Here is a 26223-nt window from a genome sequence, read left to right as displayed (position 1 = left end):
CTCAGCGTGCCTCGTTCTTGTCGTTGTTCTGGCGCCGGGCCAGCAGTTCCTGCTCATGGCGCTCGGCCTCGGCGGCGAGCTCCTCGGCGAGTTCCTCCTCCTCCGACTTGTGGTGCTCGACGCTGAAGGGTTCGGGAATCGCTCCCTGCAGGAAGGCCAGCCGCTTGATCAGCTCGGAGACGCCCTGCAGCAGCAGGATGGTGAAGCCCACCGGGATCAGCAGGTAGACGGGCCAGCGGATCAGCCCGCCGGCGTTCTGGGACATCTCGCCGCTGTCCCAGGCATTGACGAACAGCGGCCAACTCAGCGTGATCATGATCAGGCACAACGGGATCAGGAAGATCACGATGCCCAGCACGTCGATCACCGCGTTGGTGCGCCGCGACAGCTTGTTGGCGATGAAGTCGATGCGCACGTGCACGTTGCGCAGGAAGGCGTAGCCCGCGCCGAGCATGAACACCGCGGCGAACAGGTACCACTGCACCTCGAGGAAGGCGTTCGAGCTGATGTTGAAGGCCTTGCGCACGATGGCGTTGGTGGCGCTGATGAGAACCGCCGCCAGGACGAACCATCGCACGAGGTGTCCGATGCCGTTACTGAAGCGGTCGATCAGGCTCGAGAGGGGAAGCAGGGCGTTCAAGGGGATCTCCGAGGGTGGCGCGGTCTGCGCCGCATTGTGCCGATCAGACCTCGCCCGCGGCCCCAGCGCAACCGGTGAAACCGGTACGTGGAATTACGCAGGCCCGCGGCAGCGCTCGACGGCGTACTTGATGAGCTCGGCCTGGCCGGCCAGGCCGAGCTTGCGGCGGATGTTCTGCCGGTGCGTCTCGACGGTGCGCACGCTCATGCCCAGCGCCTCGGCCACCTGCTTGCTGGCCATGCCGTCGGCCAGGCAGCGCAGGATCTCGGATTCGCGGGCCGACAGCAGCGGTCGGCCATCGTCGGGGCGGCCCGATGTGGCCGCCAGGCCCGAGCCGAGGAAATGGCGACCGGCTGCCACGGCGACAATGGCCTGGACGATCTCCTCCGACGGTGCCTCCTTCAGCACGTAGCCCATGGCGCCGGCAGCCAGCGCACGGTGAACGTACTCGGGGTTGTCGTACATGCTCAGCATCAGCACGCGTAGCGCCGGATGCTTCTCGCGCAGCCGCGCGGCCAGTTCGATGCCGTTGACCTGCTTCATGCCCACGTCCATCAGCACCAGGTCGGGCAGCAGCATGGCCACCCGGGTGAAGGCCTGCGCGGCATCGCCGGCTTCACCGACCACCTCGATGCCCGGCGTGTCGGCCAGTCGCGCACGCAGGCCCTCGCGCACCAACGGGTGGTCGTCGACGAGCAGGATGCGCGTGCCCATCAGGCCGCCGCCTGCTGCGGCGCACGCAGCCGTTGGATCGCCTCGGTGGGCAGGTCGGCCAGCACGGCGGTGCGCCCGGGGCGCGACTCGATGCTGAAGCTGCCGCCGATGGACTCCACGCGTTCGCGCATGTTGCGCATGCCGATGCCGCGGCGCGGGTCGGCCCGGATCGTCGGAACGTCGAAGCCCACGCCGTCATCGACGATGCGCAGTCGCAGGCCGCTGGCGTGGAAGATCAGCCGCACGTTCACGCGTGTGGCGCGGGCGTGCTTCTCGATGTTGGTCAGCGACTCCTGCACCACGCGGAACAGCACGGTGTTGACCTCGTCCGGCAGCGCCTGCGCGTCGCCCCACAGCTGCAGCGCCACCCGTACGCGGCCGTGCTGATTGAATTCCTCAGCCAGGTCGTCGAGCGCGGCGGGCAGGCCCAGCGTGTCGAGTTCGGCGGGGCGCAGGCGGTGCGAGATGCGGCGCACCTCGTGCAGCGCATCGCCCAGCCGTTGCACGGCGCGATGCAGCGCGGCCGGCGTGCGCTCGCGGCCGAGCTGGCTGGCCGCCGACTCGAGCAGCAGCTTGATCGACACCAGCGTCTGGCTGGTGCTGTCGTGCAGCTCGCGAGACAGGTGGGCGCGCTCGTCTTCCTGCGACTTCACCACCTGGCGGGCCAGGTTGCGCAGCTTGCCGTCGGCCACGCGCGCATCGCTGAGGTTCAGCGCCAGCCCGCTGCCTGCGATCAGCACCACGCCGAGCACTGCGATGCCGGCGATCCACCACATCGTCTTGGCGATGTTCTCGTCGACCTGGGCATCCAGCCGTGCCAGGGTGACCTGGATGTCGTCGAGGTAGACGCCGGTGCCGATCACCATGTTCCAGCGCGGCATCGAGATCGCATAGGCCAGCTTGGGTGCCAGCTTGCGGGTCGACGGCTTCTCCCACAGGTAGCGCACGAAGCCGCCGCCCTCGTGGGCGCGGGCGATGAGCTCGCGGATCACCGGCACGCCCTGGGTGTCGCGCAGGTTCCAGAGGTCCTGGCCCTGCAGCTCAGGCTGGCGCGGGTGCTGCAGGTTGCGCCCGCCGGTGTCGAAGACGAAGAAGTAGCCGTCGATGCCGTAGTCGAGCCGGGCCAGCAGGCGCAGCGCCTCGGCGATGGTCTCGGGGTCGTCGCGGCGCGACTCGTACAGCGGGGTCAGCGCGCTGCGCGCCATGCCGGCCAGGTTGAGCAGCTCGGCCTCCTTGGCGGCCATGGTGGCCTGCTCGATCACCTGCCGCTCGCGGCGGGACAGGTCCTGCTGCTGCTGGAACATCGCCACCGCGATCAGCGACAGCGTCAGCAGCAGCGGCAGGATCGCCAGCAGCAGGAAGGTCGAGCGCGGGCGCATGGCTGGAGGGGCAGGGGGCGCGCCGCGCCGCGCTCAGCGCGCGACGGCAGCCTGGTAGAGCTTGCCCGAGCGCGCGCCGCTGCGGCAGAAGGCGACCATCGGGCGCGGGAGCGTGGCAAGCAGCTCGGCCATGCGCTCGATCTGATCGGGCGACTGGTGGGCCGACTGCACGGGCAGGTAGGCGTACTCCAGGCCGGCGGCGCGGGCGGCTGCCTCCATCTGCGCGCTGGTCGGCTGGGCGGCGCCCTCCTCGAAGTCGGGCCGGTTGTTGACGATACTCTTGAAGCCCAGCGCGGCCAGTTCGGCCATGATCTCCGGAGTGAGCTGCGGGGCGACGCACACATCGGCCGCGATCTGACGCAGGAACGGATGGTGGGGGGTATGGCTCATGTTCGACTCACCTCAGGGCGCCAGCGCCTGCTTGACCGCTGCGGACACGAGGGCCATGTCGGCCTTGCCCGCGAGCCTTGCCTTTGCGGCGCCCATCACCTTGCCCATGTCGCCCGCTCCGGCGGCGCCGAGTTCGGCCACGATGGCCGCCACCTGGGCCGTGATCTCCTCGGCCGACAGGCGTGCTGGCAGGTAGCCCTCCAGAACCTGGAGCTCCGCGGTCTCCTTCTCAACCAGGTCGGCGCGGCCGGCGGCGCCGAACTGCGCGATCGAGTCCTTGCGCTGCTTGATCAGCTTGTCGACGATGCCGATGATGGCCGCGTCGTCGAGCTCGACGCGCTCGTCGACTTCCCTCTGCTTCATCGCCGCCATCAGGCCGCGGATGGTCAGCAGCCGGGCGGCTTCCTTGGCACGCATGGCGGCCTTCATGTCTTCGGTGATGCGGTCCTTGAGGCTCATGCTCGACTCCAGAAGCGACAAAGCCCGCAGGACGGCTGCGGGCTTCGGTAGGCGGCCGGAAGTTCAGTACAGCTTCTTCGGCAACTGCATGCTGCGAACGCGCTTGAAGTGGCGCTTGACGGCCGCAGCCTTCTTGCGCTTGCGCTCGGCGGTGGGCTTCTCGTAGAACTCGCGGGCGCGCAGGTCCGTCAGCAGCCCGAGTTTCTCGATGGTGCGCTTGAAGCGGCGCAGTGCCACGTCGAACGGCTCGTTTTCTTTGACGCGAATCGTAGTCATGTAGAAAGTTGGGTTGAGATGCGCTCGGTGTTGCGAGTGGCAACGGTCAGAAGGGTCCGGAGTTCCTGTCCGCGGCCGCCCCCGCAATCGCGGCGCGGGTTTGCCAGCAAAGACCGCGATTATATGCCGGAACGGGTCGCATGCAAGCCGGCGGTCAGTGGGCACTCTCCACGGGGCGCGCCGCCAGGGCGCGCGCGCAGGCGGCGGCGCTGGCCCAGGCCCACTGGAAATTGTAACCGCCGAGCCAGCCGGTGACGTCGACCACCTCACCGATGAAGTGCAGCCCGGGCGCGAGGCGGCTTTCCATCGACTGTGAGCTCAGTTCGCGGGTGTCCACACCGCCCAGCGTCACCTCGGCCTTGCGGTAGCCCTCGCTGCCGTCGGGCACGATCTCCCAGCGCTGCAGGCCGGCGGCCAGCTCGCGCAGGTCCTGGTCGCGCATCTCGGCCAGCGGCCGTGCCGCCCAGCCCGGGCGGGCGGCGAGCCAGGCCTCGGCCAGCCGCCGCGGCAGCCGCTCCGCGAGCTCGTTGCCGAACTGCCGGCGCGAGCTGCGCTTGGCCAGCAGCAGTTCCTCCGCCAGTGCGTGGCCCTGCGCCAAGTCGATGCGCAGCGGCTCGCCGTCGTGCCAGTAGTTCGAGGCCTGCAAGACCGCCGGGCCGCTCAGGCCGCGGTGGGTGAAGAGCAGGTCCTCGACGAAACGGCCGCGCGACTTGCCGCTGCCGGCCTCGATGCCGACCTCGAGCGAGATGCCGGCCAACGGCACGAAGGGTGCCCAGCCGGCGGCGTCGAAGGTCAAGGGCACCAGTCCCGGCCGCGTTGGCACGATGCGGTGGCCAAACTGCTGGGCCAGCCGGTGGCCGAAGTCGGTGGCGCCGATCTTCGGGACCGACAGGCCGCCGGTGGCGACGACGAGTCTCGGTGCGCGTACCGTGCCGGCGTCGGTGTCGAGTTCGAACGCTTCGCCCGCATGCCGCACGGCGCGCACCGCGCAGGGCTGGCGCCGCACCACGCCGCCGGCCTCGCACTCGCGCAGCAGCATGCCGATGACGTCCTCGGCGGAGCGGTCGCAGAACAGCTGGCCCCTGTGCTTCTCGTGCCAGGCGATGCCGTGCCGGTTCACCAGAGCGATGAAGTCCGCCGGCGTGTAGCGCGCCAGCGCCGAGCGGCAGAAGTGCGGATTGTCGGAGAGGAAGTTCGCCGGCGTCGTGTCGCGGTTGGTGAAGTTGCAGCGCCCGCCGCCGGAAATGCGGATCTTCTCGGCCACCTTGGCCGAGTGGTCCAGGAGCAGCACCCGGGCGCCGAGCTGGCCGGCAATGCCCGCGCAATGAAGCCCGGCGGCTCCGGCACCGACGATCACGGCGTCGAAGTCAGAGGCTCGGGTCATCGGCACGAATGATAAAGGGGGCCCGCAGGCCCCCTTCGCCGTCGGCGAGCACCAAGCTGGCTCAGGGTTGGTACTTCCAGGCGCCGTTCTGGATCTTCACCATCACGCGTGCCCGCTGGTCCAGGCCGAGATGGTCGGTCGGCGACATGCTGAAGATCCCGTGCGCACCGGGCAGGTCCTTCACCTGCTCCAGCGCGTCGCGCAATGCAGCGCGGAACGCCGCCGTGCCGGGCTGGGCCTTCTTCAGCGCGGCCGGAATGGCTGCCGTCATCAGCAGGCCGGCATCCCAGGCGTGGGCGCCGAAGGTCGACACCGAGCCCTTGCCGTGCGCTGCCTCGTAGGCCGCGACATAGGCCAGCGCCGACTTGCGCACGGGATTCGAGGTGGGCAGCTGGTCGGCCACCAGCACCGGGCCGGCGGGCAGGAAGGTGTCGTCGACGTCCTTGCCGCCCACGCGCAGGAAGTCCGCGTTGGCCACGCCGTGCGTCTGGTAGTACTTGCCGGTGTAGCCGCGCTCCTTCAGCGTCTTCTGCGGCAGCGCCGCCGGTGTGCCCGAGCCGGCGATCAGTACCGCGTCGGGCTTGGCGCCCATGATCTTCAGCACCTGCCCGGTGACGGCGGTGTCGGTACGTGCGTAGCGCTCGTTGGCAACGATCTGCAGGCCCTTGAGCGAGGCGATCTTGGCGAACTCCCCGTACCAGCCTTCGCCGTAGGCGTCGGCGAAGCCGATGAAGCCGACCGTCTTCACGCCGCTGTTGGCCATGTGGGTGGCGATCGCCAGCGACATCATGATGTCGTTCTGCGGCGTCTTGAACACCCAGCGCTTCTTCGCGTCGACGGGCTCGACGATGCGCGCCGAGGCAGCCATCGAGATCATCGGCACCTGGTTCTCGGCGACGACGTCGATCATCGCCAGCGAGTTCGGCGTGATCGTCGAGCCGAGCACGATGTCGACCTTGTCCTCGGTGATCAGCTTGCGCGTGTTCGCCACCGCCTTGGTGGTGTCGGAGCCGTCATCGAGCACGATGTAGTTGATCTTCTGCCCGGCGATGGTCTTGGGCATCAGCTCGATGGTGTTCTTCTCGGGAATGCCGAGCGAGGCGGCCGGGCCGGTGGCCGAGACCGTGACGCCGACGGTGATGTCGGCCCGTGCCGCGCCGGTGGCGCCCAGGAGGGCGAGCAGGGCGGGCAGCAAGAGGCGCTTGAAGTTCATCGAATGTCTCCTCGGAGGGCAGGGTGGAAAATTATTGACTGATCGGTCGATGAATCAGTTCGGGGCTTCTACTGAAAGGGTTACCGGGGGCTGCACTGCGCCGAGCCCGCCGAGGAAGAGGTCGGCGACGATCGGTGCCATGTCGTCGTGGCCCAGCGTGCCGTCGGGCCGCAGCCAGGTGAACATCCAATTGATCATGCCGAAAAGCAGCATGGTCAGCGGCTTGTCCAGCGCCGCCGTGGCGAGGTCCGGACGCGCTTCAGCGATGGTGGCGGCGAAAGCGGACACCACCGCGCGCTCCTTGCGCAGCACGCGGTTGCGGTCGCGCGTCTCGAGGAACTTGACGTCCTGCGTCAGCACGCCGTGGTCGTGGCGCGCCTGGGCGTACTCGTGAACGAAGCGGCGGATGAGCTCGCGCAGGCGCGGGGCCGGTGCGAGCTTCTGGGCTTGCACCTCGCCGACCAGCATTTCCAGGCGGGTCACGTGGCCTTCGGTGATCTCGCGCAGCAACTGGTACTTGTCGCTGACGTAGTGGTAGAGCAGCGGCTTGGAGATGCCGCAGGCACGCGCGAGGTCGCTCATCGAGGTGCCGGGGTAGCCCTGCTGCGCGAACAGCCGCGTGGCCGTGCGCACGATGGTCTCGCGATTGAGGTCGTAGTCGGCCGAACGTCCGCGGGCCATGCGGGTGCTCAGCGTTCGTCGAGCGTGATGGTCACGCCCGGCGTGGTCGGGTGAGCCTGGCAGCACAACACGAAGCCCTGCGCGACCTCCGCCTCCGTGAGCGCAAAGTTGCGGTCCATGCGCACCTGCCCGTCGAGCAGCTTGCCCTTGCAGGTGGAGCACACGCCGGCCTTGCACGCATAGGGCACGTCGAGCCCGGTGCGGCGCGCGGCATCGAGGATGGACGGGTCGCTGAGCCGGAATTCGACCTGGCGCGCGAGGCCATCGATCACCAGCGTCACCTTGGCATGGTCGGCGTCGCCTGCCTCGACGTGATGCGCCGCCGCCGCATTCACGTCGCCGAAGCGCTCGACGTGGATGCGTTCGACCGCGAGCCCGGCGCCGGCCAGCGCAGCCACGGCGCCGTCCAGCACGCCGGCAGGCCCGCAGACGAAGGCCTCGTCCACCGTGTCGGCGGGCACCAGCGTGCGCAGGAACTCGGCGATGCGCGCCTCGTCGAGCCGGCCGTTGAACAGCGGAGCGTCCTGGGCCTCGCGCGAGAACACCGGCAGCAGCGTGAAGCGCTGCAGGTAGCGGTCCTTCAAGTCCTCCAGTTCCTCCTTGAACATCATCGTCGCCACGCGGCGGTTGCCGTAGACGAGCGTGCAGCGCGTGGCCGGCTCGCGACCGAGCAGCGACTTGATGAGCGAGAGCATCGGCGTGATGCCGCTGCCTGCGGCGATGAACAGCAGGTGGCGCTGACTGGCCGGGTCGGGCGTCAGTGTGAAGCGACCCTGCGGCGGCATGACCTGCATCGTCTGGCCCTCGCGCAGGTTTTCGGCCGCCCAGCCGGAGAAGGCGCCGCCGGGCAGCAGCCGGATGCCCACGCGCAGCGCGCCGTCGTCGAGTCCGCTGCAGATCGAATAGGAACGCCGCAGATCCTCGCCGGCGACCTCGGCACGCAGCGTGAGGTACTGGCCCGGTGCGAAGGCGAAGGTGTCGCGCAGCGCGGGCGGCACGCCGAAGCCGACGATCAACGCATCGGCGTCTTGCTGGACGTTCTGCACCGGCAGGGAGTGGAATTGCAGGCTCATCAGATCGGCTTGAAGTGTTCGAAGGGTTCCAGACAGGCCAGGCAGCGGTACAGGGCCTTGCAGGCCGTCGAGCCGAAGGCCGACAGCCGCTGCGTGTCCTGGCTGCCGCAGCGCGGGCAGGCGATGCCCTTGGGATGGAAGCGCAGCGGCTGCGCGTCGGCAGCCTTCAGATGCGGCGGCGCGATGCCGTAGGCGCGCAGCTTCTCGCCGGCCTCGGCGCTGATCCAGTCCGTCGTCCAGGCTGGGTCGAGGCGCGTCGTCACCGAGACCTCGCGCGCACCGGCTTCACGCAGCGCCTTCACGACGGAGTCCTGGATCACCTCGGTGGCCGGGCAGCCGGAGTAGGTGGGCGTGAGCGTCACCGCCACGCAGTCGCCGTCGGTCACGTCGAGCTCGCGCACGATGCCCAGGTCGACGACCGACAGCACCGGCACCTCGGGATCGGGCACCTGGGCCAGCGTCGCCCAGGCCTGGGCCGTGTTCACCACACCGCTCCGGGGAAGGCGCGCGGCAGCGACTGCATCTCGGCGAGCAGGAAGCCCATGTGTTCGCTGTGACGCCCGAGCTTGCCGGTGGAGCGGAAAGGGGTGTCGGCCAGCGGTGCGAGGCCGGCCTCGCCGAGCACCGGCCGCAGTTCGGACATCCACGCGTCCTTCAGCGTGCTCCAGGCCGGACCGAGGCCGCTGGAGCGCGCCTCGATGTCGGTGTCGTCGTCGGCGAACCATTCGGCCGTGTAGGGCCACAGCAGCGTCAGCGCCTCGCCGATGCGGCGCGCCGATTCCTCGGTGCCGTCGCCGAGCCGCACCACCCAGTCACCCGTGTGCTGCTGGTGGTAGCGCACCTCCTTGAGCGTCTTGGCGGCGATCGCCGCGAGCTGCGCATTCGTGGAGGTCGCGAGCGCCTGGCACAACACCTTCATGAAGCTGGCCCACAGGAAGGCGCGCAGCACGGTGCGTGCGAAGTCGCCGTTGGGCAGCTCCAGCATCGTCACGTTACGGTAGTCGCGTTCCTGGCGCAGGAAGGCCAGCGCGTCTTCGTCGCGGCCGCGGCCTTCCAGCTCGCCGGCGAGGGTCAGCAGGGCGCGCGCCTGGCCGATGTGGTCGAGCGCCACGTTGGTCAGCGCGATGTCCTCTTCCAGCACCGGCGCATGACCGCACCACTGCCCGAGGCGCTGGCCGTGGATCAGGCAGGCATCGGCGATGCGAAGGATGTAGTCGAGCCTGGCGTCCATCACATGTGGTCCACGTCGGCCGGCAGCTTGTAGAAGGTCGGGTGGCGGTAGACCTTGTCCTGCGCCGGCTCGAAGAACATGTCCTTGGTGTCGGGATCGCTGGCGACGATCTGGTCGGAGCGCACCACCCACACGCTCGCGCCCTCCTGGCGCCGCGTGTAGACGTCGCGCGCCATCTGGATCGCCATCGCCGAGTCGCTCGCATGCAGGCTGCCGCAGTGCTTGTGGTCCAGCCCGCTCTTGCTGCGCACGAACACTTCCCACAGGGGCCATTCGTTTCGGTTGCTCATGTCACGCCGCCTTCGTCTTGAGTTGCTTCTTGCGCTCGTGGGCGATCGCCGCCTCGCGCACCCAGGCGCCATCGTCCCAGGCCTGGACGCGGTCGGCCAGGCGTTCGCGATTGCACGGGCCGTGGCCGTTGACCACGTTCCAGAACTCGCTCCAGTCGATCGCGCCGAAGTCGTGGGTCTGGCGCGCCTCGTTCCACTTCAGCTCGGGGTCGGGCAGGGCGACGCCCAGCACCTTGGCCTGCTCGACCGTGGCGTCGACGAACTTCTGCCGCAGCTCGTCGTTGCTGATGCGCTTGATGCCCCAGCGCATCGACTGCGTGCTGTGGGTGGATTCCGCGTCCGGCGGACCGAACATCATCAGGCTCGGCCACCACCAGCGGCTCACGGCGTCCTGCACCATCTCGCGCTGCGCGGGCGTGCCCTGGCTCATCATGGTGTAGAGCGCATCGAAGCCCTGGCGCTGATGGAAGGACTCCTCCTTGCAGATGCGCACCATCGCGCGCGCATAGGGCCCGTAGGAGCAGCGGCACAGCGGCACCTGGTTCATGATCGCCGCGCCGTCGACCAGCCAGCCGATCACGCCCACGTCGGCCCAGGTGAGCGTCGGATAGTTGAAGATCGAGCTGTACTTGGCGCGGCCGCTGTGCAGGGCCTCGAGCAGCTCGTCGCGCGACACGCCCAGCGTCTCGGCCGCGGCGTAGAGGTACAGGCCGTGGCCGCCTTCGTCCTGGATCTTGGCCAGCAGGATGGCCTTGCGCTTGAGCGTGGGCGCGCGGGTGACCCAGTTGCCCTCGGGCAGCATGCCGACGATCTCCGAGTGCGCGTGCTGGCTGATCTGCCGCACCAGCGTCTTGCGGTAGTGCTCGGGCATCCAGTCCTTGGCCTCGATGAACTCGCCCGCGTCTATGCGTGCCTCGAAGGCGGCCTCGCGCGCCTCCTCCTCGGGCGTCTTGACCGCCTGCACCTGGCCCTTGGTCTCGCGCGCCAGGGTGTCCATGGCTTGGGTGTACATGGTGTCGCTCCTTATCCTTTCGGGCGCTGGTCGATCACGCGGCGCGCCTTGCCCACCAGGGTGCGTTCGATCGAGTCGGGCACCCCGACCTCGACCTCGGCGTTCACGCCCACCAGCGTCTTGATGCGGTGCTGCAGCCACTCGCCGATCTCGCGCCGGTCGGCCGTGCCCGCCATGCCGGCGTCGGGGCGCACCTCGCAGCGCACCGTCATGTGGTCGAGGTGGCCGTTGCGCGTGACGACGATCTGGTACTGGCCGCTGAGCTTGTCGTTGCCGAGGATCAGTTCCTCGATCTGCGTCGGGAACACGTTGACGCCGCGGATGATCAGCATGTCGTCGCTGCGGCCGACGATCTTGCCGATGCGGCGCATGCTGCGCGCGGTGGGCGGCAGCAGCCGCGTCAGGTCGCGCGTGCGGTAGCGCACCACCGGCAGCGCCTCCTTGGTCAACGTGGTGAAGACGAGCTCGCCTTCCGCGCCGTCGGGCAGCACCTCGCCGGTGTCCGGGTCGATGATCTCGGGGTAGAAGTGGTCCTCCCAGATCACCGGGCCGTCCTTGGACTCGATGCACTCGTTGGCCACGCCCGGGCCCATCACCTCCGACAGGCCGTAGATGTCGACCGCGTCGATCCCCGCGGCGGCCTCGATATCGCGCCGCATCGCCTCGGTCCAGGGCTCGGCGCCGAAGATGCCCACCTTCACCGACATCTCGCGCGGGTCGAGTCCCTGGCGGCGGAACTCCTCGATGATCACCTGCATGTAGCTGGGCGTGACCATGATGATGTCGGGCTTGAAGTCGACGATCAGCTGCACCTGCTTCTCGGTCTGCCCGCCGGACATCGGCACCACCGTGCAGCCGAGCTTCTCGGCGCCGTAGTGCGCGCCCAGGCCGCCGGTGAACAGGCCGTAGCCGTAGGCGACATGGACCATGTCGCCGGGGCGGCCGCCGGAGGCACGGATGGAGCGTGCCACCAGGTCGGCCCAGCGCTCGATGTCGCCCTGCGTATAGCCCACCACCGTGGGCTTGCCGGTCGTTCCCGACGAGGCGTGCACGCGCACCACCCGCTCGCGGGGCACGGCGAACATGCCGAAGGGGTAGTTCTCGCGCAGTTCCTTCTTCGTCGTGAAGGGGAATTTGCAGAGGTCGGCGAGAGACTTCAGGTCGGACGGGTGCACGCCCTTCGCGTCGAACGCGCTCCGGTAGTGCGGCACGTTGTCGTAGGCATGGCGCAGCGACCATTGCAGGCGCTGCAGCTGCAGGGCTTGCAGTTCGTCGCGGCTGGCGGTCTCGATCGCTTCGAGGTCGCCGGGAGCGGGGCGCTTGACGGGCATCGGTTCTGTCTCCGTGGGGCGGGGCGGGTCAGGTGGCGACCTGTTTGCCCTTCATGCGGTAGGAGCGGCCGCGGAACACCGCGATGCGGTCGCCGTTCTGGTTGGTCACCTCGATGTCGTAGACGCCCATGCGCGAGCCCTGCGACACGACGCGGCCGTCGGCGGTGAGGCGGTCGCCGAGCTTGCCGGGCCCGAGCAGGTCGACATCGAATCCGGAGGCGACCGTCAGCTCGTTGTACGAGTTGCAGGCGTAGGCGAAGGCCATGTCGGCCAGCGTGGCGATCAGCCCGCCCTGGCAGATGCCGAAGCCGTTGAGCATCTCCTCGCGCACCGTCATCGTCACGCTGGCGTGGCCTGGCGAGATCGCGCTGACCTCCATGCCGAGGGCGTGTGCCGCCTTGTCGGCGGCGAACATCGTGTCGCGCACACGCTCGGCGAGCTTCTGCGCCTCGCTGTAACTGTCGTCCTTCATCGGATCAGCGGTCCTTGAAGCGCGGAGTGCGCTTGGCGAAGAACGCCGACACGCCTTCCAGGTAGTCGTGGCTCCTGCCGAGGCGCCGCTGCGCCTCGCCCTCCATGCTCAGCGCGGTCGACAGGTCCATGTGGTCGGCGATGTCGAAGGCGCGCCGAGTTTCCGCCAGCGCCTTGCTCGGCATCGCCGCCAGCCGCTGGGCCAGCGCCTGCGTCTCCTCGGCCAACGCGGCGTCGTCGACGCAGCGCCAGATCATGCCGATGCGCTGCGCCTCCTCGGCGCTGCACTTGTCGCCCAGCAGGGCCAGCGCCAGCGCATTGGCGCGTCCGACCAGGCGCGGCAGCAGCCAGGTGCCTCCGCAGTCCGGGATCAGTCCGATCTTCGAGAAGGCCTGGATGAAGCTGGCCGAGCGCGCTGCCAGCACGATGTCGCAGTTCAGCGCCAGGTTGGCGCCGGCGCCGGCGGCCACGCCGTTCACCGCGGCAATCACCGGCACCGGGAACTGGTGGATGAGCATCGCCAGCGGCTTGTAGCGCGCCTCGATCAGGTTGCCGATGTCACGCGGTTGCGCGCCGGGCGTGAGGTCGGGTGCGACGGCCGGGTCGGAGAGGTCCTGCCCGGCGCAGAAGCCACGGCCGGCGCCGGTGATCACCACGCAGCGTATGCCGGCGTCAGCCGCGGCCGCCTTGAGTGCGCCGATCAGCGCGTCGTGCAGCGCGCCATCGAAGCTGTTCAGCGCTTGCGGCCGGTTCAGCGTCAGGGTCAGCACCGCGCCGTCGCGGCGGCTGAGCAAGGGGGTGGCGTCTTCGGCCATGGGAACCTCGGGGATGATGCAGATTCATTGACCGATCGGTCAATAAATGATTAATGTAGATCAAGCCCACGCCGCCGACAAGCTGTCCGCGGATCCGGGCTTTCACCGAGGCGGGCGGAATTCGGTCAGGAAGAGGTCTTTTTCCAGACGAACGGGAAGGCGAGTTGCCTGAGGAACCCGTCGGGCACGTAGTCGCCCTGCACGCCGTAGCGATCCGGCCAGTTCCGATCGGATTGCACCGCGGTGCCGAACAGGTGGTCGAGGAAGGCGAAGTGCGCCGCGTAGTTGCGGTCGATCGCCTCGTCCTCCTGCGAGTGGTGCCAGTGGTGGAAGTTGGGCGTCACGATGACGTAGCGCAGCGGCCCGAGCCGCACGCTCACGTTGGCATGGTTGAACACGGCCTGGAAGCCGACGATGACGATGTAGGCATCGATCACTTCCTTGCTGAAGCCGAGCACGTAGATCGGTGCGAGCACCAGCGTGCGCGTGATCAGCAGCTCGACGACATGCTGGCGCGAGCCGGCCAGCCAGTCCATGCTCTTGGCGCTGTGGTGCACGGCGTGCAGGCGCCATAGAAGAGGCAGCTCGTGATGGGCGCGGTGCGTCCAGTATTGCACCAGGTCTGCCACCAGGATGATGAGGAACATCGCGACCGGGAAGGGAAGATCCTGCACGCGCAGGCGCACGCCTTCCGTCGCCGCCCAGCCGAACAGCCGGTGCACCAGCAGGTTGGCGGCCAGCAGCACGAAGCCCACCAGCATGTGGTTGACCATGAAGTGGTGGAAATCGGTCTGCCATTCGGCGCGGAACACCGGCTGCTGTGTGCGCAGCGCGAACAGCTTCTCGATGAAGACGAAGATCAGCGAGGAGCCGAGCAGGTCGAGGATGAACCAGTCCAGACCGATGTAGGGCGTGCCGTCGGCGAAGTCGTGGACGGGCACCTTGTGGCCGCCGAGCAGGGCGGTTAGCGACACCAGCGCGAAGGCGGCCGCGGCCAGCCAGCGGGCACGGCCGAGGACGATGTTGAAGACCGCCAGACCGCCAGCGAGCACCATCGCGCCGTACATCAGCTGGCGCAGCAGCTCGACGCTGTAGGCCTTGCGCAGCTGCGGCGTGGTCAGGTATTCGGGGAAGTGGAAGGCGAGCACGCCCAGGAAGCAAAGCGCCGCCAGCAACAGCGCGATGACGCCGGAAACCAGCCCCTTGCCGGGGCGCAGCGCGCCGTGCGATTCGCTCAGCTGCCTGAGCTTGTCGAGATCCTGCATCTGCGTGCGCTCCCTGGGTGGCGCCGCATGATACGAGCCCGATGGCGGTTCAGGCCGCGCGATCTTGTTGCATCGGTGGCCCGGCGAGCGACGCGTGATGCAGTCCACGCAACACGTCGCCGACGACGATGATCGCCGGGCTGCCGAGGCCGTGCTCGGCGACCAGCTCGGCCAGGCCGGCCAGCGTGCCGACGGCGTGTCGCTGCTGCGGCAGGCTGGCCTGCTGCACGATCGCCACCGGTGTGTGCGGCGGCAGCGCGCCGAGCAGGCCGTGCTGCAGCGCGCGAACGCTGGACACGCCCATGTAGACGACCAGCGTGAGGCCCTGCTGGGCGGCAGCGGCAAGCGTGGGCCAGTGCAGCGCTGCATCCTCGCCGCGTGCGTGGCCGGTGACCATGATCACACCATGCGCATGGTCGCGGTGCGTCAGCGGCACGCCGAGCGCGGTGGTGGCGGCCAGGGCAGCGGTGATGCCGTTGACGACCTCGACCGCGATGCCCTGCGCCCGGAGATGCTCGGCCTCCTCGCCGCCGCGACCGAAGACGAAGGGGTCGCCGCCCTTCAGGCGCACGACGCGCTCCCCCTTCAGCGCCTCTGCCGTCATCAGCTTCTCGATGAACGCTTGCGGCGTGCTCGCGCACCCACCGCGCTTGCCCACGTGCACGATGCGAGCCGAGCGCCGTGCATAGCGCAATACACCCTCGCCGACCAGATCGTCGACGAGCAGCACGCTGGCGGCACGGATGGCGCGGATCGCCTTGAGCGTCAGCAGCTCCGGGTCGCCCGGACCGGCGCCGACCAGGGTCACGCCGCCCCGTCTCACGCCGTCTTCTCCCGGGACTGCGGCTGCTGCAGCGCCGCCAGTGCAGCCAGCAGGGCCTCGACCTGCTGCTGCAGCGGCGCCGGCGCCGGCTTCTCGCCGCTGACCACCGACTGGATGTACAGCGCCGTGGTGGCCGCATCGTGGCTGCGCGGCAGTACCGGCAACTCGGTGAGCACACCTTCCTGCGCGCCGCGTGACAGCTCCGGGCGAAACTGCCCGTCGAGGAAGACATCGAGCCGCTGCAGCCGGCGCGGGTCGGCCACCGGCTCGCCTTCGGTGCCCCGCATCAGCATCGCGTCGGCCTTCGTCTGGGCGAGGAAATGCGTCAGCGTCGTGCCGTATTCGGGATGGGTGTAGTTGACCACGCGCAGCGAGGGTGTCTGGCGGCAGGGGGTGAGCAGCTTGGCCACGGTGTGAGCCGGATTGCGCAGGCCGATGACCCGGCGCGCGTCGAGCAGCCGCGCCAGCGGCGGGCACAGCGCCTCGGTGCGCATGAATACCGGCTCGCGTCGTTGCCAGGCGGCGTGGATGTCGGCGGTGTCTTCGGCGCAGGGCAGGCCCAGCGTGTGAAAGATCTCGGCGGTGGTGATGCGGCCTGGATCGTGCTCCGGTCCGTGCACCAGCACTTGCACGCCCTCCTGCGCGAGCAGCAGCGCGAGCAGGGCCGTCAGGTTGGGCAGCTTGCGTGCGCCGTTGTACGAGGGCAGCACCACCGTGGCGTGCTGCGGATGCAGCGGAATGCAGCGCTCGTGCACCGCGTGGAGGAATCCGGCGAGCTCGTCGACCGTCTCGCCCTTGATGCGCATCGCGATCGCGAAGGCGCCGATCTCGAGGTCGGTGACCTGGCCGTCCAGGATCTGACGCATCACGTCGTGGGCCTGTGCCTGCGTCAGCGAGCGGGCACCCTCCCTGCCGCGGCCGATCTCCTTGATGTAGGGGGCAATGCTCATCGTCGTCTCCTGCGCGGACTCCGCAATCTTCATGCCGCTTGCTGTCGGAGACGGACGATACGCCGGAGTTCGGGAACGCAGGATCCGCAGTTGGTGCCGCACCTCAGCTCGGCCTGCAATTGCGCGAGCTGCGTGTCGGGCGTGCCGCTGCACCGTGCCAGCGTTGCGGCGATCTGCGCCTCGCCGACGTCGAAGCAACTGCAGATCTGCCGCCCGCGCTCGGGCAGCGTCAGCGGCGCCTTCGCGCCCGGCTGCAGCAGTGCCCGGCCGAAGTCGCGTGCGCTCGCCCCGCCTTGCAGCAGCGGCCGCACCCAGGCCTCGGCGCTGGTGTCGCCGGCGAGCAGGAAGGCGTCGAGCCGGGCGTCGCCGGCCAGCTTCATGCTGCGCTGCTGGCCACGGCGCCGGTCGGCATAGCGCAGCACGCCGGGCTGGGCCAGTCCGAGCAGGGCCTCGAGCTGCTGCAGCAGGGACGGCGGTGCCGGCTCGTAGGCGGCGGCGCGAAACAGCACACCGCTGCGCTCGCGGCCGAAAGGTATGGCGGTGGCGAAGGCGAAGGCCCCCATCAGCGCGCGCAGCTGCGACTGGGCGTGCAGCGCCTCGCCCTCCGGCAGCCAGGCCATGGCGAGCAGCCTCCAGGGCAGCTCGGCCTTGAGGATCTTCACCGCCGCATGCTTGAGTTCAGGCTGCTTCGAGCTGGGACAGAAGGCCGGGCTGGTCAGCGTGTTGACGCCGGTAGCGCGCGCTCCGGTGGCGCTGCTGCCGCTGAGGTACTCCTCGCCCCAGTGCATCGCGACGAAGGCCTGCGCCGGGGCCACCTGCACGCTTGTCCTTGCCGGCAGCACCAGCGAGCCTCGCCGAGAGGTGACGTGCACCAGATCGCCCTCGGCGAGCCTCAGCCTTGCCATGTCCTGCGCGTGCATCTCGATCGCCGGCTCGGCCACATGGCCGAACAGGCGTGGCACCGTGCCGGTGCGACTCATGCCGTGCCACTGGTCGCGCAGCCGGCCGGTGTTCAGCGAAAACGGATAACGCGCGTCGCGCGGCTCGGCCAGCGCCACGTGCCGGGTGTCGGCGAATCGCGCGCGGCCGTCGGGCGTGGGGAAGCGGCCGTCCTCGTAAAGCCGCGCGCGGCCTGCGTCGGCGCCGGCGGGGAAGGGCCACTGCTGCGGAGCCACGTCGAGCCGCGCGTAGCTCAGCCCGGTGATGTCGAGGTCGCGGCCACGGGTCGATTCGCGGTGCTCGTTCCACACCGATTCCGGTGTCGCATAGGCGAACAACGTCGGCCTGCCGGGGCGCAGCCGGACCTCCAGCCGCTGGGCGAACGCGGTGCCGATACTCCAGTCGTGGCGGGCCTCGCCCGGCGCCCACACGGCGGGGCGCACGCGGCTGATGCGGCGCTCGCTGTTGGTCACGGTGCCGTCCTTCTCGCCCCAGGTGCTGGCCGGCAGCAGCAGGTCGGCATAGGCGCAGGTGGCGGTGGTGGCGAAGGCTTCCTGCACGACCACGAACTCGGCGCGTTCCAGCGCGCGGCGCACCGTGGCCTGGTCGGGCAGTGACTGCGCCGGGTTCGTGCACGCGATCCACAGTGCCTTGATCTGGCCGTCGGCAACGGCCTCGAACAGTTCCACCGCTGTCTTGCCCGGCGTCGCCGGCACGTCGTCCACACCCCACAGCCGGGCCACCTCGGCACGGTGCTGCGCGTTGCCCATGTCGCGGTGAGCCGACAGCAGGTTGGCCAACCCGCCCACCTCGCGCCCGCCCATCGCGTTGGGCTGGCCGGTCAGCGAGAAGGGACCTGCGCCGGGCCGGCCGATCTGACCGGTGGCCAGGTGCAGGTTGATCAGCGCGGCATTCTTCGCCGTGCCGTTCGCGCTCTGGTTGAGGCCCTGGCAGTACAGCGACAGCGTCGGGCGCCGCCCGTCGGCCCCATCCAGGCCGGCGAACCAGCGTGCCGCGGTGACGAGGTCGGCTTCGGCGATGCCGCACAGCGCCGCGGTCTCCTTCGGCGTGAACTCGCGCACGCGGTCGCGCAGCGCCTCGAAGCCTTGGGTGTGCGCGCCGATGTACGCCTGGTCGACCAGGCCCTCCCACAGCATGAGGTGCAGCAGGCCGTTGAACAGCGCGACATCGGTGCCGGGCAGGATCTGAAGGAACAGGTCGGCGGCTTCGGCGGTCTCGGTCCGGCGCGGGTCGACGACGACGATGCGCAGCGCGGGGTTGGCGCGCTTGGCGTCCTCGATGCGGCGGAACAGGATGGGGTGGGCGAAGGCAGCGTTCGAACCGGCGATGAACAGCGTCTGCGCGAGGCCGAGGTCCTCGTAGCAGGCCGGCGGCGCATCCGCGCCCAGCGTCGCCTTGTAGCCCGACACGGCCGAGCTCATGCACAGCCGCGAGTTGGTGTCGAGGTTGTTGGTGCCGATCAGCCCCTTGACGAGCTTGTTGAAGACGTAGTAGTCCTCGGTCAGCAGCTGGCCGGAGAGGTAGAAGCCGACCGCATCCGGGCCGTGCTCGCGCACGATGGCCGCGAAGCGGTCGGCCGCCATGTCCAGCGCGCCATCCCAGCCGATGCGCTGCGGCGGCGCGCCGCGCTGTGCGCGGTGCATCGGGTGCAGCAGCCGGGTCTGCAGCGTCACCGCGGCGGTGGCGGTCAGGTGCAAGGTGCTGCCCTTGCTGCACAGCCGGCCGAAGTTGGCCGGATGGTCGGGGTCGCCGCGCACGCCGGTGATTTGTCGGCCCTGCGACTCGATGATCACGCCGCAGCCCACGCCGCAGTACGGGCAGGTGGAGCGGGTTTCAGTCATGTCAGTCGACCTTCGGACTGTCGTCGAGCGCGATCGAGTTCAGCTCGTCGAGGTCCAGCGACACCTGGCCGTTCTCGACCCTGACGCTGAAGCGCGGCGTGCAGCCTTCGTCGGGCGCCTTGGCGCAGCCATCGGCCAGGCCGATGGTCCAGTTGTGCAGCGGGCAGGCCACGCTCTCGCCGAACACGATGCCCTGGCTGAGCGGCCCGCCCCTGTGCGGACATCGGTCGAGCAGGGCGAAGACCTTGTCCTCGGCGCTGCGGAACACCGCCACTTCGGGGCCGTTGGCGCGGGTCACGCGGCGTGCGCCCAGCAACGGGATGTCGTCGACCGCGCAGATCGTCTTCCACTGGCTCATCACAGCGCTCCCACGGGGGTGAACTGGCGCGTGTCGACCGCTGCCTTGTCGAACTCGAACCAGGGGTCGGGCTCGCCGTCCAGGCTGAACTGCAACCGCGCCCACAGCGCCCGGCGACCCTCGGCGTCGTCGAGGATCTTCTTCTTCACATGGTCCAGCCCGACGCGTCCGACGTAGTGACAGGTGCGCTCCAGGTACCAGCCCTCCTCGCGGTAGAGCTGCAGGAATGCGCCGCTGTATTCCAGCACCTCGGCCGCGGTCTTCAACTTGACGAGGAACTGCGCCACCTCGGTCTTGATGCCGCCGTTGCCGGCGACGTAGATCTCCCAGCCCGAGTCGACGCCGATGACGCCGACGTCCTTGATGCCGGCCTCGGCGCAGTTGCGCGGACAGCCGCTGACGGCGAGCTTGACCTTGTGCGGCGCGTACATGCGCCACAGGGCGCGCTCGAGGTCTTTGCCCATCTGCGTGCTGTCCTGGGTGCCGAAGCGGCACCACTCGCTGCCCACGCAGGTCTTCACCGTGCGAAGCGCCTTGGCGTAGGCGTGGCCGGAGGGCATGCCGATGTCGGCCCAGACCTTGGGCAGGTCTTCCTTCTTCACGCCGAGCAGGTCGATGCGCTGGCCGCCGGTGACCTTCACGGTGGGGATGCCGTACTTGTCGACCGCGTCGGCAATGCGCCGCAACTCGTCGGCGGTGGTCTCGCCGCCCCACATGCGCGGGATCACCGAGTAGCTGCCGTCCTTCTGGATGTTGGCGTGGCTGCGCTCGTTGATGTAGCGGCTCTGCGGGTCGTCCTTCGCCTGCTTCGGCCAGGTGCTGATCAGGTAGTAGTTGATCGCCGGGCGGCAGGAGGCACAACCGTTGGGCGTGCGCCAGCCGAGACGCTTGTAGACGCTGTCGATGGTCAGCAGGTGCTCGGAGCGGATGGTCTCGCGCGCCTCCTGGTGGCTGGCGTCGGTGCAGCCGCACATCGCCTTCTGCGTCGGCGCCTTCGAGTAGTCGCCGCCGGCCGTGAACATCAGCAACTGCTCGACCAGGCCGGTGCAGGAGCCGCAGCTCGCGCTGGCCTTGGTGTGCTTGCGCACCTCGTCGAGCGTGAACAGGCCCTTGTCCTTGATCGCCTTGCAGATCGTGCCCTTGGTCACGCCGTTGCAGCCGCACACCTCGTCGCTGTCGGCCATGGCGGCTGCCTTGTGGTGGCCTTCGTGGCCGACGTCGCCGATGTTGCTCTCGCCGAACATCAGCTTGTCACGGATGTCGGCGATCTTGCGCCCCTCGCGCAGCAGCTTGAAGTACCAGGAGCCGTCGACGGTGTCGCCGTACAGGCAGGCTCCGACCAGCTTGTCGTCCTGGATGACCAGCTTCTTGTAGACGCCGCCGAAGGGATCGCTCATCACGATCTCCTCGCAGTCGTCGCCGCCGGTGAAGTTGCCGGCCGAGAACAGGTCGATGCCGGTCACCTTCAGCTTGGTGCTGGTCTGGCTGCCGGTGTAGCGGCCGATGCCGAACTCGGCGAGGTGCGTCGCGCAGACCTTGCCCTGCTCGAACAGGGGCGCCACCAGGCCGTAGGCGATGCCACGGTGTGCCGCGCACTCGCCGACGGCGTAGATGCGCGGGTCGGTGACGGTCTGCATGGTGTCGCTGACGACGATACCGCCCCGCCCGTCGTTGAAGCAGTGCAGGCCGATCTTCAGCGCCAGCTCCGTGTTGGGGCGGATCCCGGCGGCCATCACCACCAGGTCGGCCGGGATCTCGGTGCCGTCCTTGAACTGCACGGATGTCACCCGCCCATCCTTGCCGATCAGCGCCTGCGTCTGCGCGCCGATCATGAACTTCAGGCCGCGGTCTTCCAGCGACTTCTGCAGCAGCTTGCCGGCGGTATCGTCGAGCTGGCGCTCCATCAGCCAGGGCATGATGTGCACCACCGTCACCTGCATGCCACGCAGCATCAGGCCGTTCGCCGCTTCGAGGCCGAGCAGGCCACCGCCGATGACCACCGCGTGCTTGTACTTCTTCGCCGCCTCGATCATCGTGTTGGTGTCGGCGATGTCGCGGTAGGCGATCACGCCGTCGAGATCCTTGCCGGGTACGGGCAGGATGAATGGGTTGGAGCCAGTGGCGATGAGCAGCCGGTCGTACTCCTCTTCGGTGCCGTCGGCGGCGCGCACGATGCGCTGTCGGCGGTCGACCTCGACCACTTTCTTGCCCAGGTGCAGCTGGATGCCATGCTCCTCGTACCAGTTCAGCGGATTGAGGACGATCTCGTCGAGCGTTTGCTCGCCCGCCAGCACCGGGCTGAGCAGGATGCGGTTGTAGTTGGGGTGGGGTTCGGCGCCGAATACGCTGATGTCATACAGGTCGGGCGCGATCTTCAGCAGTTCCTCGAGGGTGCGCACGCCGGCCATGCCGTTGCCAACCATCACGAGCTTCATCTTCTTCATGGGGGGATCTCCGGGAGAGTCAGAGCAAGCGAGATGCCATGGCCGTGCGCGCGGCGCGATCCATCCGGAGTGCGGTGTGAACGACGGTCATGACGGGCTCCAAGGGGCCTTCCACCGGCGGCGCCGGCGGGCACTGTGGCATCACCGCGCACGCCTGTGTGCGCGCGGCGGCGCGGAGGCGCCGCCGGGTGCGTCGTTACACCCGGGCGAAGGACATGCAAGCGACGGGCCAGCCCATGACCCTTGCAAGCTGTTCCAACTGCACTACAGTGGTGCGATCGGGCTTCGCCAGTCGCGGGGCCGGTTCGAATTGCACCCGGCTTGGTGCACTGCGCCGGACGCCACGCTGCCTCGAAGCCGATTGGGGCTTGATCGCCTGGCCCAACCCCATTCGGGCGGTGCCGCCCGGACGGCCCCGTTATGATGGTTCGCAAGTTTGGGGGTGTGATGCTGGGCCGGGCGGTCGCCTTGTCAAGCGCCCCAGTGAAGACCAAGATGAGAGCGACGGTGCCGCGTCGGGCGGCCCGCGCGAAAGAAGAGCGATGACCGAAGCCACCTCGCAGACCCTCGCAGGTCCTGCCCCATCAGCGGTGGGGCTCGCCGAACTGCTGCGAGCGGGAGCCACGCCGCTGGCCGAGATCCTGCTCGAGTTGATCGGCCGCGTCGATCTGCCGCTCGCCGTCAAGGATGCGACCACTTCGCAGTACCGCTACGTGAACGCGCGCATGGCCGCGTTGTTCGGAAGTTCGCCAGAGGCGATGATCGGCACGGACGACACCCAGTGGCTGGAAGCGAGCCAATGGCCCAGCTTGCGGACCGCCGAAAACGCCGCGCTGGCCATGCCCCGGGGTGCGCTGACCGAGCACAAGCTGGAACTCGGCGGCACGCGGCGCGAGTTCAGCGTCGCCCGCGTGGCGTGGCGCGACGGCCGCGGCACGCCGGTGGCGCTGTGCTCCCTGTGGATGGAACTCACCGCGCAGCGCCAGACCGAGGCCAAACTGCTGCTCGCGCTGTCGCAGCTCGAGCAGCAGCAGCAGGCCGCCGAGGTCCTGCGCCGCGAAACGCAGGACCAGAGCCTGCGTGATGCGGTGACCGGTCTGTACCAGAAGATCCACTTCGAAGATCAGCTGCGCCGCGAAGTGGACCTGTCCTCGCGTGAGCACCGTGAGTTCTCGCTGGTGTCGATCGAACTGGATCCCCTGTCCGACGAGGCCCGGGCCATGGGCCCGTTGGCGCGCGCGCGCGTCCTCGAGGCCCTCGGCCGTCTGCTGCGTGGCAACACGCGCGCGATGGACGCCTCCTGTCGGCTTGACGAGAGCCGCTTCGCCGTGCTGCTGTCCGGCGTCGGCCTGGCCACCGCCCACTCGCGCATGGAGGGACTGCGGCGCCAGTGCGCGACGCAGATCGTGGTGCTCGAGGGCCGCAACATCGGCTTCAGCGTGTCGATGGGCGTGGCGAGCTTCCCGCACACGGCGCACACGCAGGAGGCGCTGGTGGACGCCGCCGAGACCGCGCTGGCCGAGGCGCGCAAGCGTGGCGGCAACCACGTCACGCTGGCCAGCATCCGCTTCGAACTGGAGTAGCGCGGCGACGCGGGTTCAGCTCGCCAGGCCCTTGTGCACCATGTAGGCGGCGAGCGCGTAGAGCATCAGCGCGAATACCCGCTTGAGATGGTGCACGCCGAGGCTGTGGGCAACGCGGGCGCCCAGCGGTGCCGTGCTGACGCTCGCCGCGGCAATGCACACCAGAGCCGGCAGGTAGAGGTAGCCCACCGCACCGGGCAAGGTGTCCGGAAGGCTCCAGCCGCCGATCACGTAGCCCACCGTGCTGGCCAGCGCGATCGGGAAGCCAAGCGCCGCGCTGGTGGCCACCGCGTTGTGGATGGGCACGTTGCACCAGGTCATGAAGGGCACCGAGACAAAGGCGCCGCCGGCGCCGACCAGCCCGGAGAGGAATCCGATGCCCGCGCCCGCGGCGCCTTGACCGAGTGGTCCCGGCAGGCCCCGCGACGGCTTGGGTCTGCGGTTCAGCAGCATCTGGGTCGCAGAGAAGCCGACGAACAGCGCGAACAACACGGCGAGCGCCGAGCCCTTGATCAGCGCGAAGGCGCCGGCACCGGCGGCGAGGGAGCCCAGCACGATGCCAGGCGCGATGCCACGCACCAGGTCCCAGCGCACCGCGCCGCGTCTGTGGTGGGCGCGCAGGCTGGCGATCGAGGTGAAAAGGATGGTCGACATCGAGGTGGCAATGGCCATCTTCACCGCGAGACCAGGCTCGACGCCGCGCGCCGTGACGATGTAGGTCACGAACGGCACCATCAGCATGCCGCCACCGATGCCGAGCAGCCCCGCAAGGAAGCCGGCGATGGCGCCGAGCAGGAGGAATTCGATCAGCAGCGCGGGCGAGGGCAGTGGCATCGGCGAGGACTCATCGGGCCTCGCGGCGGGATCCGCTGCGCTCGGCAACACGTGGGGAACACCATGAATTGTGCCGCCTGTGGCTTCGCGCTATAAATAGGGCGCTTGCGGTCTGGGCCTGCATCGAGGCCCGTGTATCGGTCCGGCCATCAGCCGGACATCGGGCTGCAAGCATCCCCGCGCCCCCTGCCTGTGCCGCTGTCCTGCCGACGTCGGCCGCTGGCACTTTTGGCCTGTCTTGATCCGAGGAACCTCATGTCCCGCACCCTGAAGGACCTTCTGGCGCTAGGCGCCGAGTCCGCTGCCGCCGTCTCTGCGCCAGGCCGACCGACGCTCACCCACGGCGCGCTGCGCAGGCTGATCGACGCGACGCTGGCGCGGCTGAACGGTCTGGGCCTGGGCCGCAACGATCGCGTGGCGATCGTGCTCGACAACGGCCCGGAGATGGCCACCTGTTTCATCGCCTGTGCGAGCGGCGTGGCCAGCGCGCCGCTGAACCCGGCATACCGTGCCGAGGAGTTCGAGTTCTACCTCGCCGACCTGAGCGCCAAGGCTCTCGTCGTCGCCCGCGGCAGCAGCTCGCCGGCGGTGGATGTGGCCCACAAGCTCGGCGTGCCGGTGCTCGACCTTGTCAGCGACGCCGCCGAGCCGGCCGGCAGCTTCACGCTCGAGCCGCGTGAAGCGCGTGCCACCGCGCCGGCCGCGCAGGGCGGCTCTGCGCAGCCCGACGACGTGTCGATGGTGCTGCACACGTCGGGCACCACCTCGCGGCCGAAGATCGTGCCGCTGTCGCAGGGCAACCTCGCCGCCTCGGCCTCGCACATCGCGCGCACGCTGCAGTTCACGGCCAAGGACTGCGGCCTGAACATCATGCCGCTGTTCCACATCCATGGCCTGATCGCCGGTGTGCTCGCGCCGCTGTCGGCCGGCTCCCAGGTCTTCTGCACACCGGGATTCAATGCGCTGAAGTTCTTCGGCTGGATGGACGAGGCCAAGCCCACCTGGTACACGGCGGTGCCGACCATGCATCAGGCCATTCTGGGCCGCGCCGCGAAGAACGCCGAGGTGATCGCGCGCAACCCGCTGCGCTTCCTGCGCTCCTCGTCGTCGTCGATCCCGCCGCAGGTGATCCGCGAGCTTGAAGAGGTGTTCAAGGCGCCTCTGATCGAGGCCTACGGCATGACCGAGGCCACCCACCAGATGTGCTCCAACCCGCTGCCGCCGGCGGTGCGCAAGCCCGGCACGGTGGGCCAGGCGGCCGGCCCGGAGGTGGCCATCATGGCCGAGGACGGCTCGCTGCTGCCGCGCGGCGAGACGGGAGAGATCGTCATCCGCGGTCCGAACGTCACTGCCGGCTACGAGAGCAACCCGAAGGCGAACGCCGAGGCTTTCGTCAACGGCTGGTTCCGCACCGGCGACCAGGGTGTGATGGACGCCGACGGCTATGTCTCGATCACCGGCCGCCTGAAGGAGATCATCAATCGCGGCGGCGAGAAGATCAGCCCGCGCGAGGTCGACGAGATCCTCATGGACCACCCGGCCGTGGCGCAGGTGGTCTGCTTCGGCATGCCGCATCCCAAGCTCGGCGAGGAGGTTGCTGCGGTGGTGGTGCTGCGCGACGGCCAGCAGGCGACCGAACGCGAATTGCAGGAGTTCGTGGCGCAGCGGGCCGCCGACTTCAAGGTGCCGAAGAAGGTGCTGTTCATGCCGGAGATCCCCAAGGGGGCGACCGGCAAGCTGCAGCGCATCGGCCTGGCCGCCAAGCTGGGGCTGGGCTGAGGCGCCCGGCGAATCCCTTTCGATCGA

Annotated in this window: 26 protein-coding genes; 2 read left to right on the top strand and 24 right to left on the bottom strand. The window is 69.1% G+C overall.

What is annotated here, in order from left to right; all coding sequences use genetic code 11:
* Position 1: 1 nt before the first annotated feature.
* From Q0599_RS13505 to nirB, 23 genes are all read right to left on the bottom strand, one after another.
* Positions 2-640 (bottom strand): TRAP transporter small permease subunit, encoded by a 639-nt coding sequence (locus tag Q0599_RS13505; RefSeq protein WP_298830214.1) that lies wholly within the window; start codon positions 638-640, stop codon positions 2-4.
* A 93-nt stretch (positions 641-733) separates the two neighbouring features.
* On the bottom strand, positions 734-1354 hold the full coding sequence (locus tag Q0599_RS13500; protein ID WP_298830212.1) for a response regulator transcription factor: 621 nt from the start codon (positions 1352-1354) through the stop codon (positions 734-736).
* A complete protein-coding gene (locus Q0599_RS13495; RefSeq protein WP_298830211.1) occupies positions 1354-2733 on the bottom strand; it encodes a cache domain-containing protein in 1380 nt (459 codons plus the stop codon). Before Q0599_RS13495 ends, Q0599_RS13500 begins: the two co-directional genes overlap by 1 nt.
* Positions 2734-2766: 33 nt before the next feature.
* Positions 2767-3123: a TIGR01244 family sulfur transferase gene (locus tag Q0599_RS13490; RefSeq protein WP_298830210.1), complete on the bottom strand. Its 357-nt coding sequence runs from the start codon at positions 3121-3123 to the stop codon at positions 2767-2769.
* 12 nt (positions 3124-3135) lie between these two features.
* On the bottom strand, positions 3136-3582 hold the full coding sequence (locus Q0599_RS13485; RefSeq protein WP_298830209.1) for a GatB/YqeY domain-containing protein: 447 nt from the start codon (positions 3580-3582) through the stop codon (positions 3136-3138).
* A gap of 63 nt (positions 3583-3645) precedes the next feature.
* Positions 3646-3858 (bottom strand): 30S ribosomal protein S21, encoded by a 213-nt coding sequence (gene rpsU / locus Q0599_RS13480; protein WP_054018851.1) that lies wholly within the window; start codon positions 3856-3858, stop codon positions 3646-3648.
* Positions 3859-4012: 154 nt separating this feature from the next.
* On the bottom strand, positions 4013-5242 hold the full coding sequence (locus tag Q0599_RS13475) for an NAD(P)/FAD-dependent oxidoreductase (protein WP_298830207.1): 1230 nt from the start codon (positions 5240-5242) through the stop codon (positions 4013-4015).
* A gap of 61 nt (positions 5243-5303) precedes the next feature.
* A complete protein-coding gene (locus Q0599_RS13470; RefSeq protein WP_298830205.1) occupies positions 5304-6455 on the bottom strand; it encodes an ABC transporter substrate-binding protein in 1152 nt (383 codons plus the stop codon).
* Positions 6456-6509: 54 nt separating this feature from the next.
* Complete coding sequence (locus tag Q0599_RS13465; protein WP_298830203.1) at positions 6510-7136, bottom strand: TetR/AcrR family transcriptional regulator; 627 nt, start codon at positions 7134-7136, stop codon at positions 6510-6512.
* Positions 7137-7144: 8 nt separating this feature from the next.
* Positions 7145-8209: a 1,2-phenylacetyl-CoA epoxidase subunit PaaE gene (gene paaE, locus Q0599_RS13460; RefSeq protein ID WP_298830201.1), complete on the bottom strand. Its 1065-nt coding sequence runs from the start codon at positions 8207-8209 to the stop codon at positions 7145-7147.
* Positions 8209-8694, bottom strand: coding sequence for a 1,2-phenylacetyl-CoA epoxidase subunit PaaD (gene paaD, locus Q0599_RS13455; RefSeq protein WP_298830199.1), 486 nt, complete (start codon positions 8692-8694; stop codon positions 8209-8211). The genes paaE and paaD overlap by 1 nt, the downstream gene beginning before the upstream one ends.
* Positions 8691-9440: a 1,2-phenylacetyl-CoA epoxidase subunit PaaC gene (gene paaC, locus Q0599_RS13450; protein WP_298830198.1), complete on the bottom strand. Its 750-nt coding sequence runs from the start codon at positions 9438-9440 to the stop codon at positions 8691-8693. The genes paaD and paaC overlap by 4 nt, the downstream gene beginning before the upstream one ends.
* Entirely contained in the window at positions 9440-9730 is a 291-nt protein-coding gene (gene paaB, locus Q0599_RS13445; RefSeq protein ID WP_298830197.1) for a 1,2-phenylacetyl-CoA epoxidase subunit PaaB, read from the bottom strand. The genes paaC and paaB overlap by 1 nt, the downstream gene beginning before the upstream one ends.
* Position 9731: 1 nt before the next feature.
* Positions 9732-10742: a 1,2-phenylacetyl-CoA epoxidase subunit PaaA gene (gene paaA / locus Q0599_RS13440; RefSeq protein ID WP_298830196.1), complete on the bottom strand. Its 1011-nt coding sequence runs from the start codon at positions 10740-10742 to the stop codon at positions 9732-9734.
* Between the two features lie 11 nt (positions 10743-10753).
* The gene (gene paaK, locus Q0599_RS13435; protein WP_298830195.1) at positions 10754-12073 is read right to left on the bottom strand and encodes a phenylacetate--CoA ligase PaaK; all 1320 of its coding nucleotides are present in this window, start codon (positions 12071-12073) and stop codon (positions 10754-10756) included.
* Between the two features lie 28 nt (positions 12074-12101).
* Positions 12102-12545: a hydroxyphenylacetyl-CoA thioesterase PaaI gene (gene paaI / locus Q0599_RS13430; RefSeq protein ID WP_298830194.1), complete on the bottom strand. Its 444-nt coding sequence runs from the start codon at positions 12543-12545 to the stop codon at positions 12102-12104.
* Positions 12546-12549: 4 nt separating this feature from the next.
* On the bottom strand, positions 12550-13359 hold the full coding sequence (locus Q0599_RS13425; protein WP_298830193.1) for an enoyl-CoA hydratase-related protein: 810 nt from the start codon (positions 13357-13359) through the stop codon (positions 12550-12552).
* A gap of 125 nt (positions 13360-13484) precedes the next feature.
* Positions 13485-14624 carry a sterol desaturase family protein gene (locus tag Q0599_RS13420; RefSeq protein WP_298830192.1) on the bottom strand — a complete coding sequence of 380 codons (1140 nt, stop codon included), beginning with the start codon at positions 14622-14624 and terminating at the stop codon, positions 13485-13487.
* 49 nt (positions 14625-14673) lie between these two features.
* Positions 14674-15447 (bottom strand): uroporphyrinogen-III C-methyltransferase, encoded by a 774-nt coding sequence (cobA, locus tag Q0599_RS13415; RefSeq protein ID WP_298830190.1) that lies wholly within the window; start codon positions 15445-15447, stop codon positions 14674-14676.
* A complete protein-coding gene (gene ybiB, locus Q0599_RS13410) occupies positions 15444-16397 on the bottom strand; it encodes a DNA-binding protein YbiB (RefSeq protein WP_298830188.1) in 954 nt (317 codons plus the stop codon). The genes cobA and ybiB overlap by 4 nt, the downstream gene beginning before the upstream one ends.
* A gap of 29 nt (positions 16398-16426) precedes the next feature.
* The gene (locus Q0599_RS13405) at positions 16427-19198 is read right to left on the bottom strand and encodes a nitrate reductase (RefSeq protein ID WP_298830186.1); all 2772 of its coding nucleotides are present in this window, start codon (positions 19196-19198) and stop codon (positions 16427-16429) included.
* 1 nt (position 19199) lies between these two features.
* A complete protein-coding gene (gene nirD / locus Q0599_RS13400; protein ID WP_298830185.1) occupies positions 19200-19556 on the bottom strand; it encodes a nitrite reductase small subunit NirD in 357 nt (118 codons plus the stop codon).
* The gene (gene nirB, locus Q0599_RS13395) at positions 19556-22000 is read right to left on the bottom strand and encodes a nitrite reductase large subunit NirB (protein ID WP_298830183.1); all 2445 of its coding nucleotides are present in this window, start codon (positions 21998-22000) and stop codon (positions 19556-19558) included. Before nirB ends, nirD begins: the two co-directional genes overlap by 1 nt.
* A 542-nt stretch (positions 22001-22542) precedes the next feature.
* On the opposite strand from nirB, the gene Q0599_RS13390 reads away from it, so the two are divergent.
* Complete coding sequence (locus tag Q0599_RS13390; RefSeq protein WP_298830181.1) at positions 22543-23583, top strand: sensor domain-containing diguanylate cyclase; 1041 nt, start codon at positions 22543-22545, stop codon at positions 23581-23583.
* A gap of 15 nt (positions 23584-23598) precedes the next feature.
* On the opposite strand, the gene Q0599_RS13385 is transcribed toward Q0599_RS13390, so the two are convergent.
* Complete coding sequence (locus Q0599_RS13385) at positions 23599-24417, bottom strand: sulfite exporter TauE/SafE family protein (protein ID WP_298830180.1); 819 nt, start codon at positions 24415-24417, stop codon at positions 23599-23601.
* A gap of 255 nt (positions 24418-24672) precedes the next feature.
* Here Q0599_RS13385 and Q0599_RS13380 point away from each other — a divergent pair, with 255 nt between their 5' ends.
* Positions 24673-26196 (top strand): acyl--CoA ligase, encoded by a 1524-nt coding sequence (locus Q0599_RS13380; protein ID WP_298830178.1) that lies wholly within the window; start codon positions 24673-24675, stop codon positions 26194-26196.
* The last annotated feature ends 27 nt before the right edge of the window (positions 26197-26223 follow it).

Origin of the sequence: uncultured Piscinibacter sp., assembly GCF_937952055.1 — a bacterium.
Taxonomy (GTDB): Bacteria; Pseudomonadota; Gammaproteobacteria; order Burkholderiales; family Burkholderiaceae_C; genus Piscinibacter.
The sequence above is the reverse complement of the archived record's forward strand: the minus strand, read 5'-3'. Positions and strand labels throughout refer to the sequence as shown.

Excerpts from the sequence above, each read along its gene's own strand:
- Q0599_RS13465 (WP_298830203.1), bottom strand. The coding sequence starts at position 7,136 with ATGGCCCGCGGACGTTCGGCCGACTACGACCTCAATCGCGAGACCATC.
- nirB (WP_298830183.1), bottom strand. The coding sequence starts at position 22,000 with ATGAAGAAGATGAAGCTCGTGATGGTTGGCAACGGCATGGCCGGCGTG.
- Q0599_RS13385 (WP_298830180.1), bottom strand. The coding sequence starts at position 24,417 with ATGCCACTGCCCTCGCCCGCGCTGCTGATCGAATTCCTCCTGCTCGGC.
- Q0599_RS13390 (WP_298830181.1), top strand. The coding sequence starts at position 22,543 with ATGACCGAAGCCACCTCGCAGACCCTCGCAGGTCCTGCCCCATCAGCG.
- Q0599_RS13495 (WP_298830211.1), bottom strand. The coding sequence starts at position 2,733 with ATGCGCCCGCGCTCGACCTTCCTGCTGCTGGCGATCCTGCCGCTGCTG.
- Q0599_RS13475 (WP_298830207.1), bottom strand. The coding sequence starts at position 5,242 with ATGACCCGAGCCTCTGACTTCGACGCCGTGATCGTCGGTGCCGGAGCC.
- paaA (WP_298830196.1), bottom strand. The coding sequence starts at position 10,742 with ATGTACACCCAAGCCATGGACACCCTGGCGCGCGAGACCAAGGGCCAG.
- ybiB (WP_298830188.1), bottom strand. The coding sequence starts at position 16,397 with ATGAGCATTGCCCCCTACATCAAGGAGATCGGCCGCGGCAGGGAGGGT.
- paaE (WP_298830201.1), bottom strand. The coding sequence starts at position 8,209 with ATGAGCCTGCAATTCCACTCCCTGCCGGTGCAGAACGTCCAGCAAGAC.
- Q0599_RS13490 (WP_298830210.1), bottom strand. The coding sequence starts at position 3,123 with ATGAGCCATACCCCCCACCATCCGTTCCTGCGTCAGATCGCGGCCGAT.
- Q0599_RS13380 (WP_298830178.1), top strand. The coding sequence starts at position 24,673 with ATGTCCCGCACCCTGAAGGACCTTCTGGCGCTAGGCGCCGAGTCCGCT.
- Q0599_RS13500 (WP_298830212.1), bottom strand. The coding sequence starts at position 1,354 with ATGGGCACGCGCATCCTGCTCGTCGACGACCACCCGTTGGTGCGCGAG.
- Q0599_RS13405 (WP_298830186.1), bottom strand. The coding sequence starts at position 19,198 with ATGACTGAAACCCGCTCCACCTGCCCGTACTGCGGCGTGGGCTGCGGC.
- paaI (WP_298830194.1), bottom strand. The coding sequence starts at position 12,545 with ATGAAGGACGACAGTTACAGCGAGGCGCAGAAGCTCGCCGAGCGTGTG.
- Q0599_RS13485 (WP_298830209.1), bottom strand. The coding sequence starts at position 3,582 with ATGAGCCTCAAGGACCGCATCACCGAAGACATGAAGGCCGCCATGCGT.
- Q0599_RS13420 (WP_298830192.1), bottom strand. The coding sequence starts at position 14,624 with ATGCAGGATCTCGACAAGCTCAGGCAGCTGAGCGAATCGCACGGCGCG.
- Q0599_RS13425 (WP_298830193.1), bottom strand. The coding sequence starts at position 13,359 with ATGGCCGAAGACGCCACCCCCTTGCTCAGCCGCCGCGACGGCGCGGTG.
- Q0599_RS13470 (WP_298830205.1), bottom strand. The coding sequence starts at position 6,455 with ATGAACTTCAAGCGCCTCTTGCTGCCCGCCCTGCTCGCCCTCCTGGGC.
- paaC (WP_298830198.1), bottom strand. The coding sequence starts at position 9,440 with ATGGACGCCAGGCTCGACTACATCCTTCGCATCGCCGATGCCTGCCTG.
- nirD (WP_298830185.1), bottom strand. The coding sequence starts at position 19,556 with ATGAGCCAGTGGAAGACGATCTGCGCGGTCGACGACATCCCGTTGCTG.
- rpsU (WP_054018851.1), bottom strand. The coding sequence starts at position 3,858 with ATGACTACGATTCGCGTCAAAGAAAACGAGCCGTTCGACGTGGCACTG.
- paaB (WP_298830197.1), bottom strand. The coding sequence starts at position 9,730 with ATGAGCAACCGAAACGAATGGCCCCTGTGGGAAGTGTTCGTGCGCAGC.
- paaK (WP_298830195.1), bottom strand. The coding sequence starts at position 12,073 with ATGCCCGTCAAGCGCCCCGCTCCCGGCGACCTCGAAGCGATCGAGACC.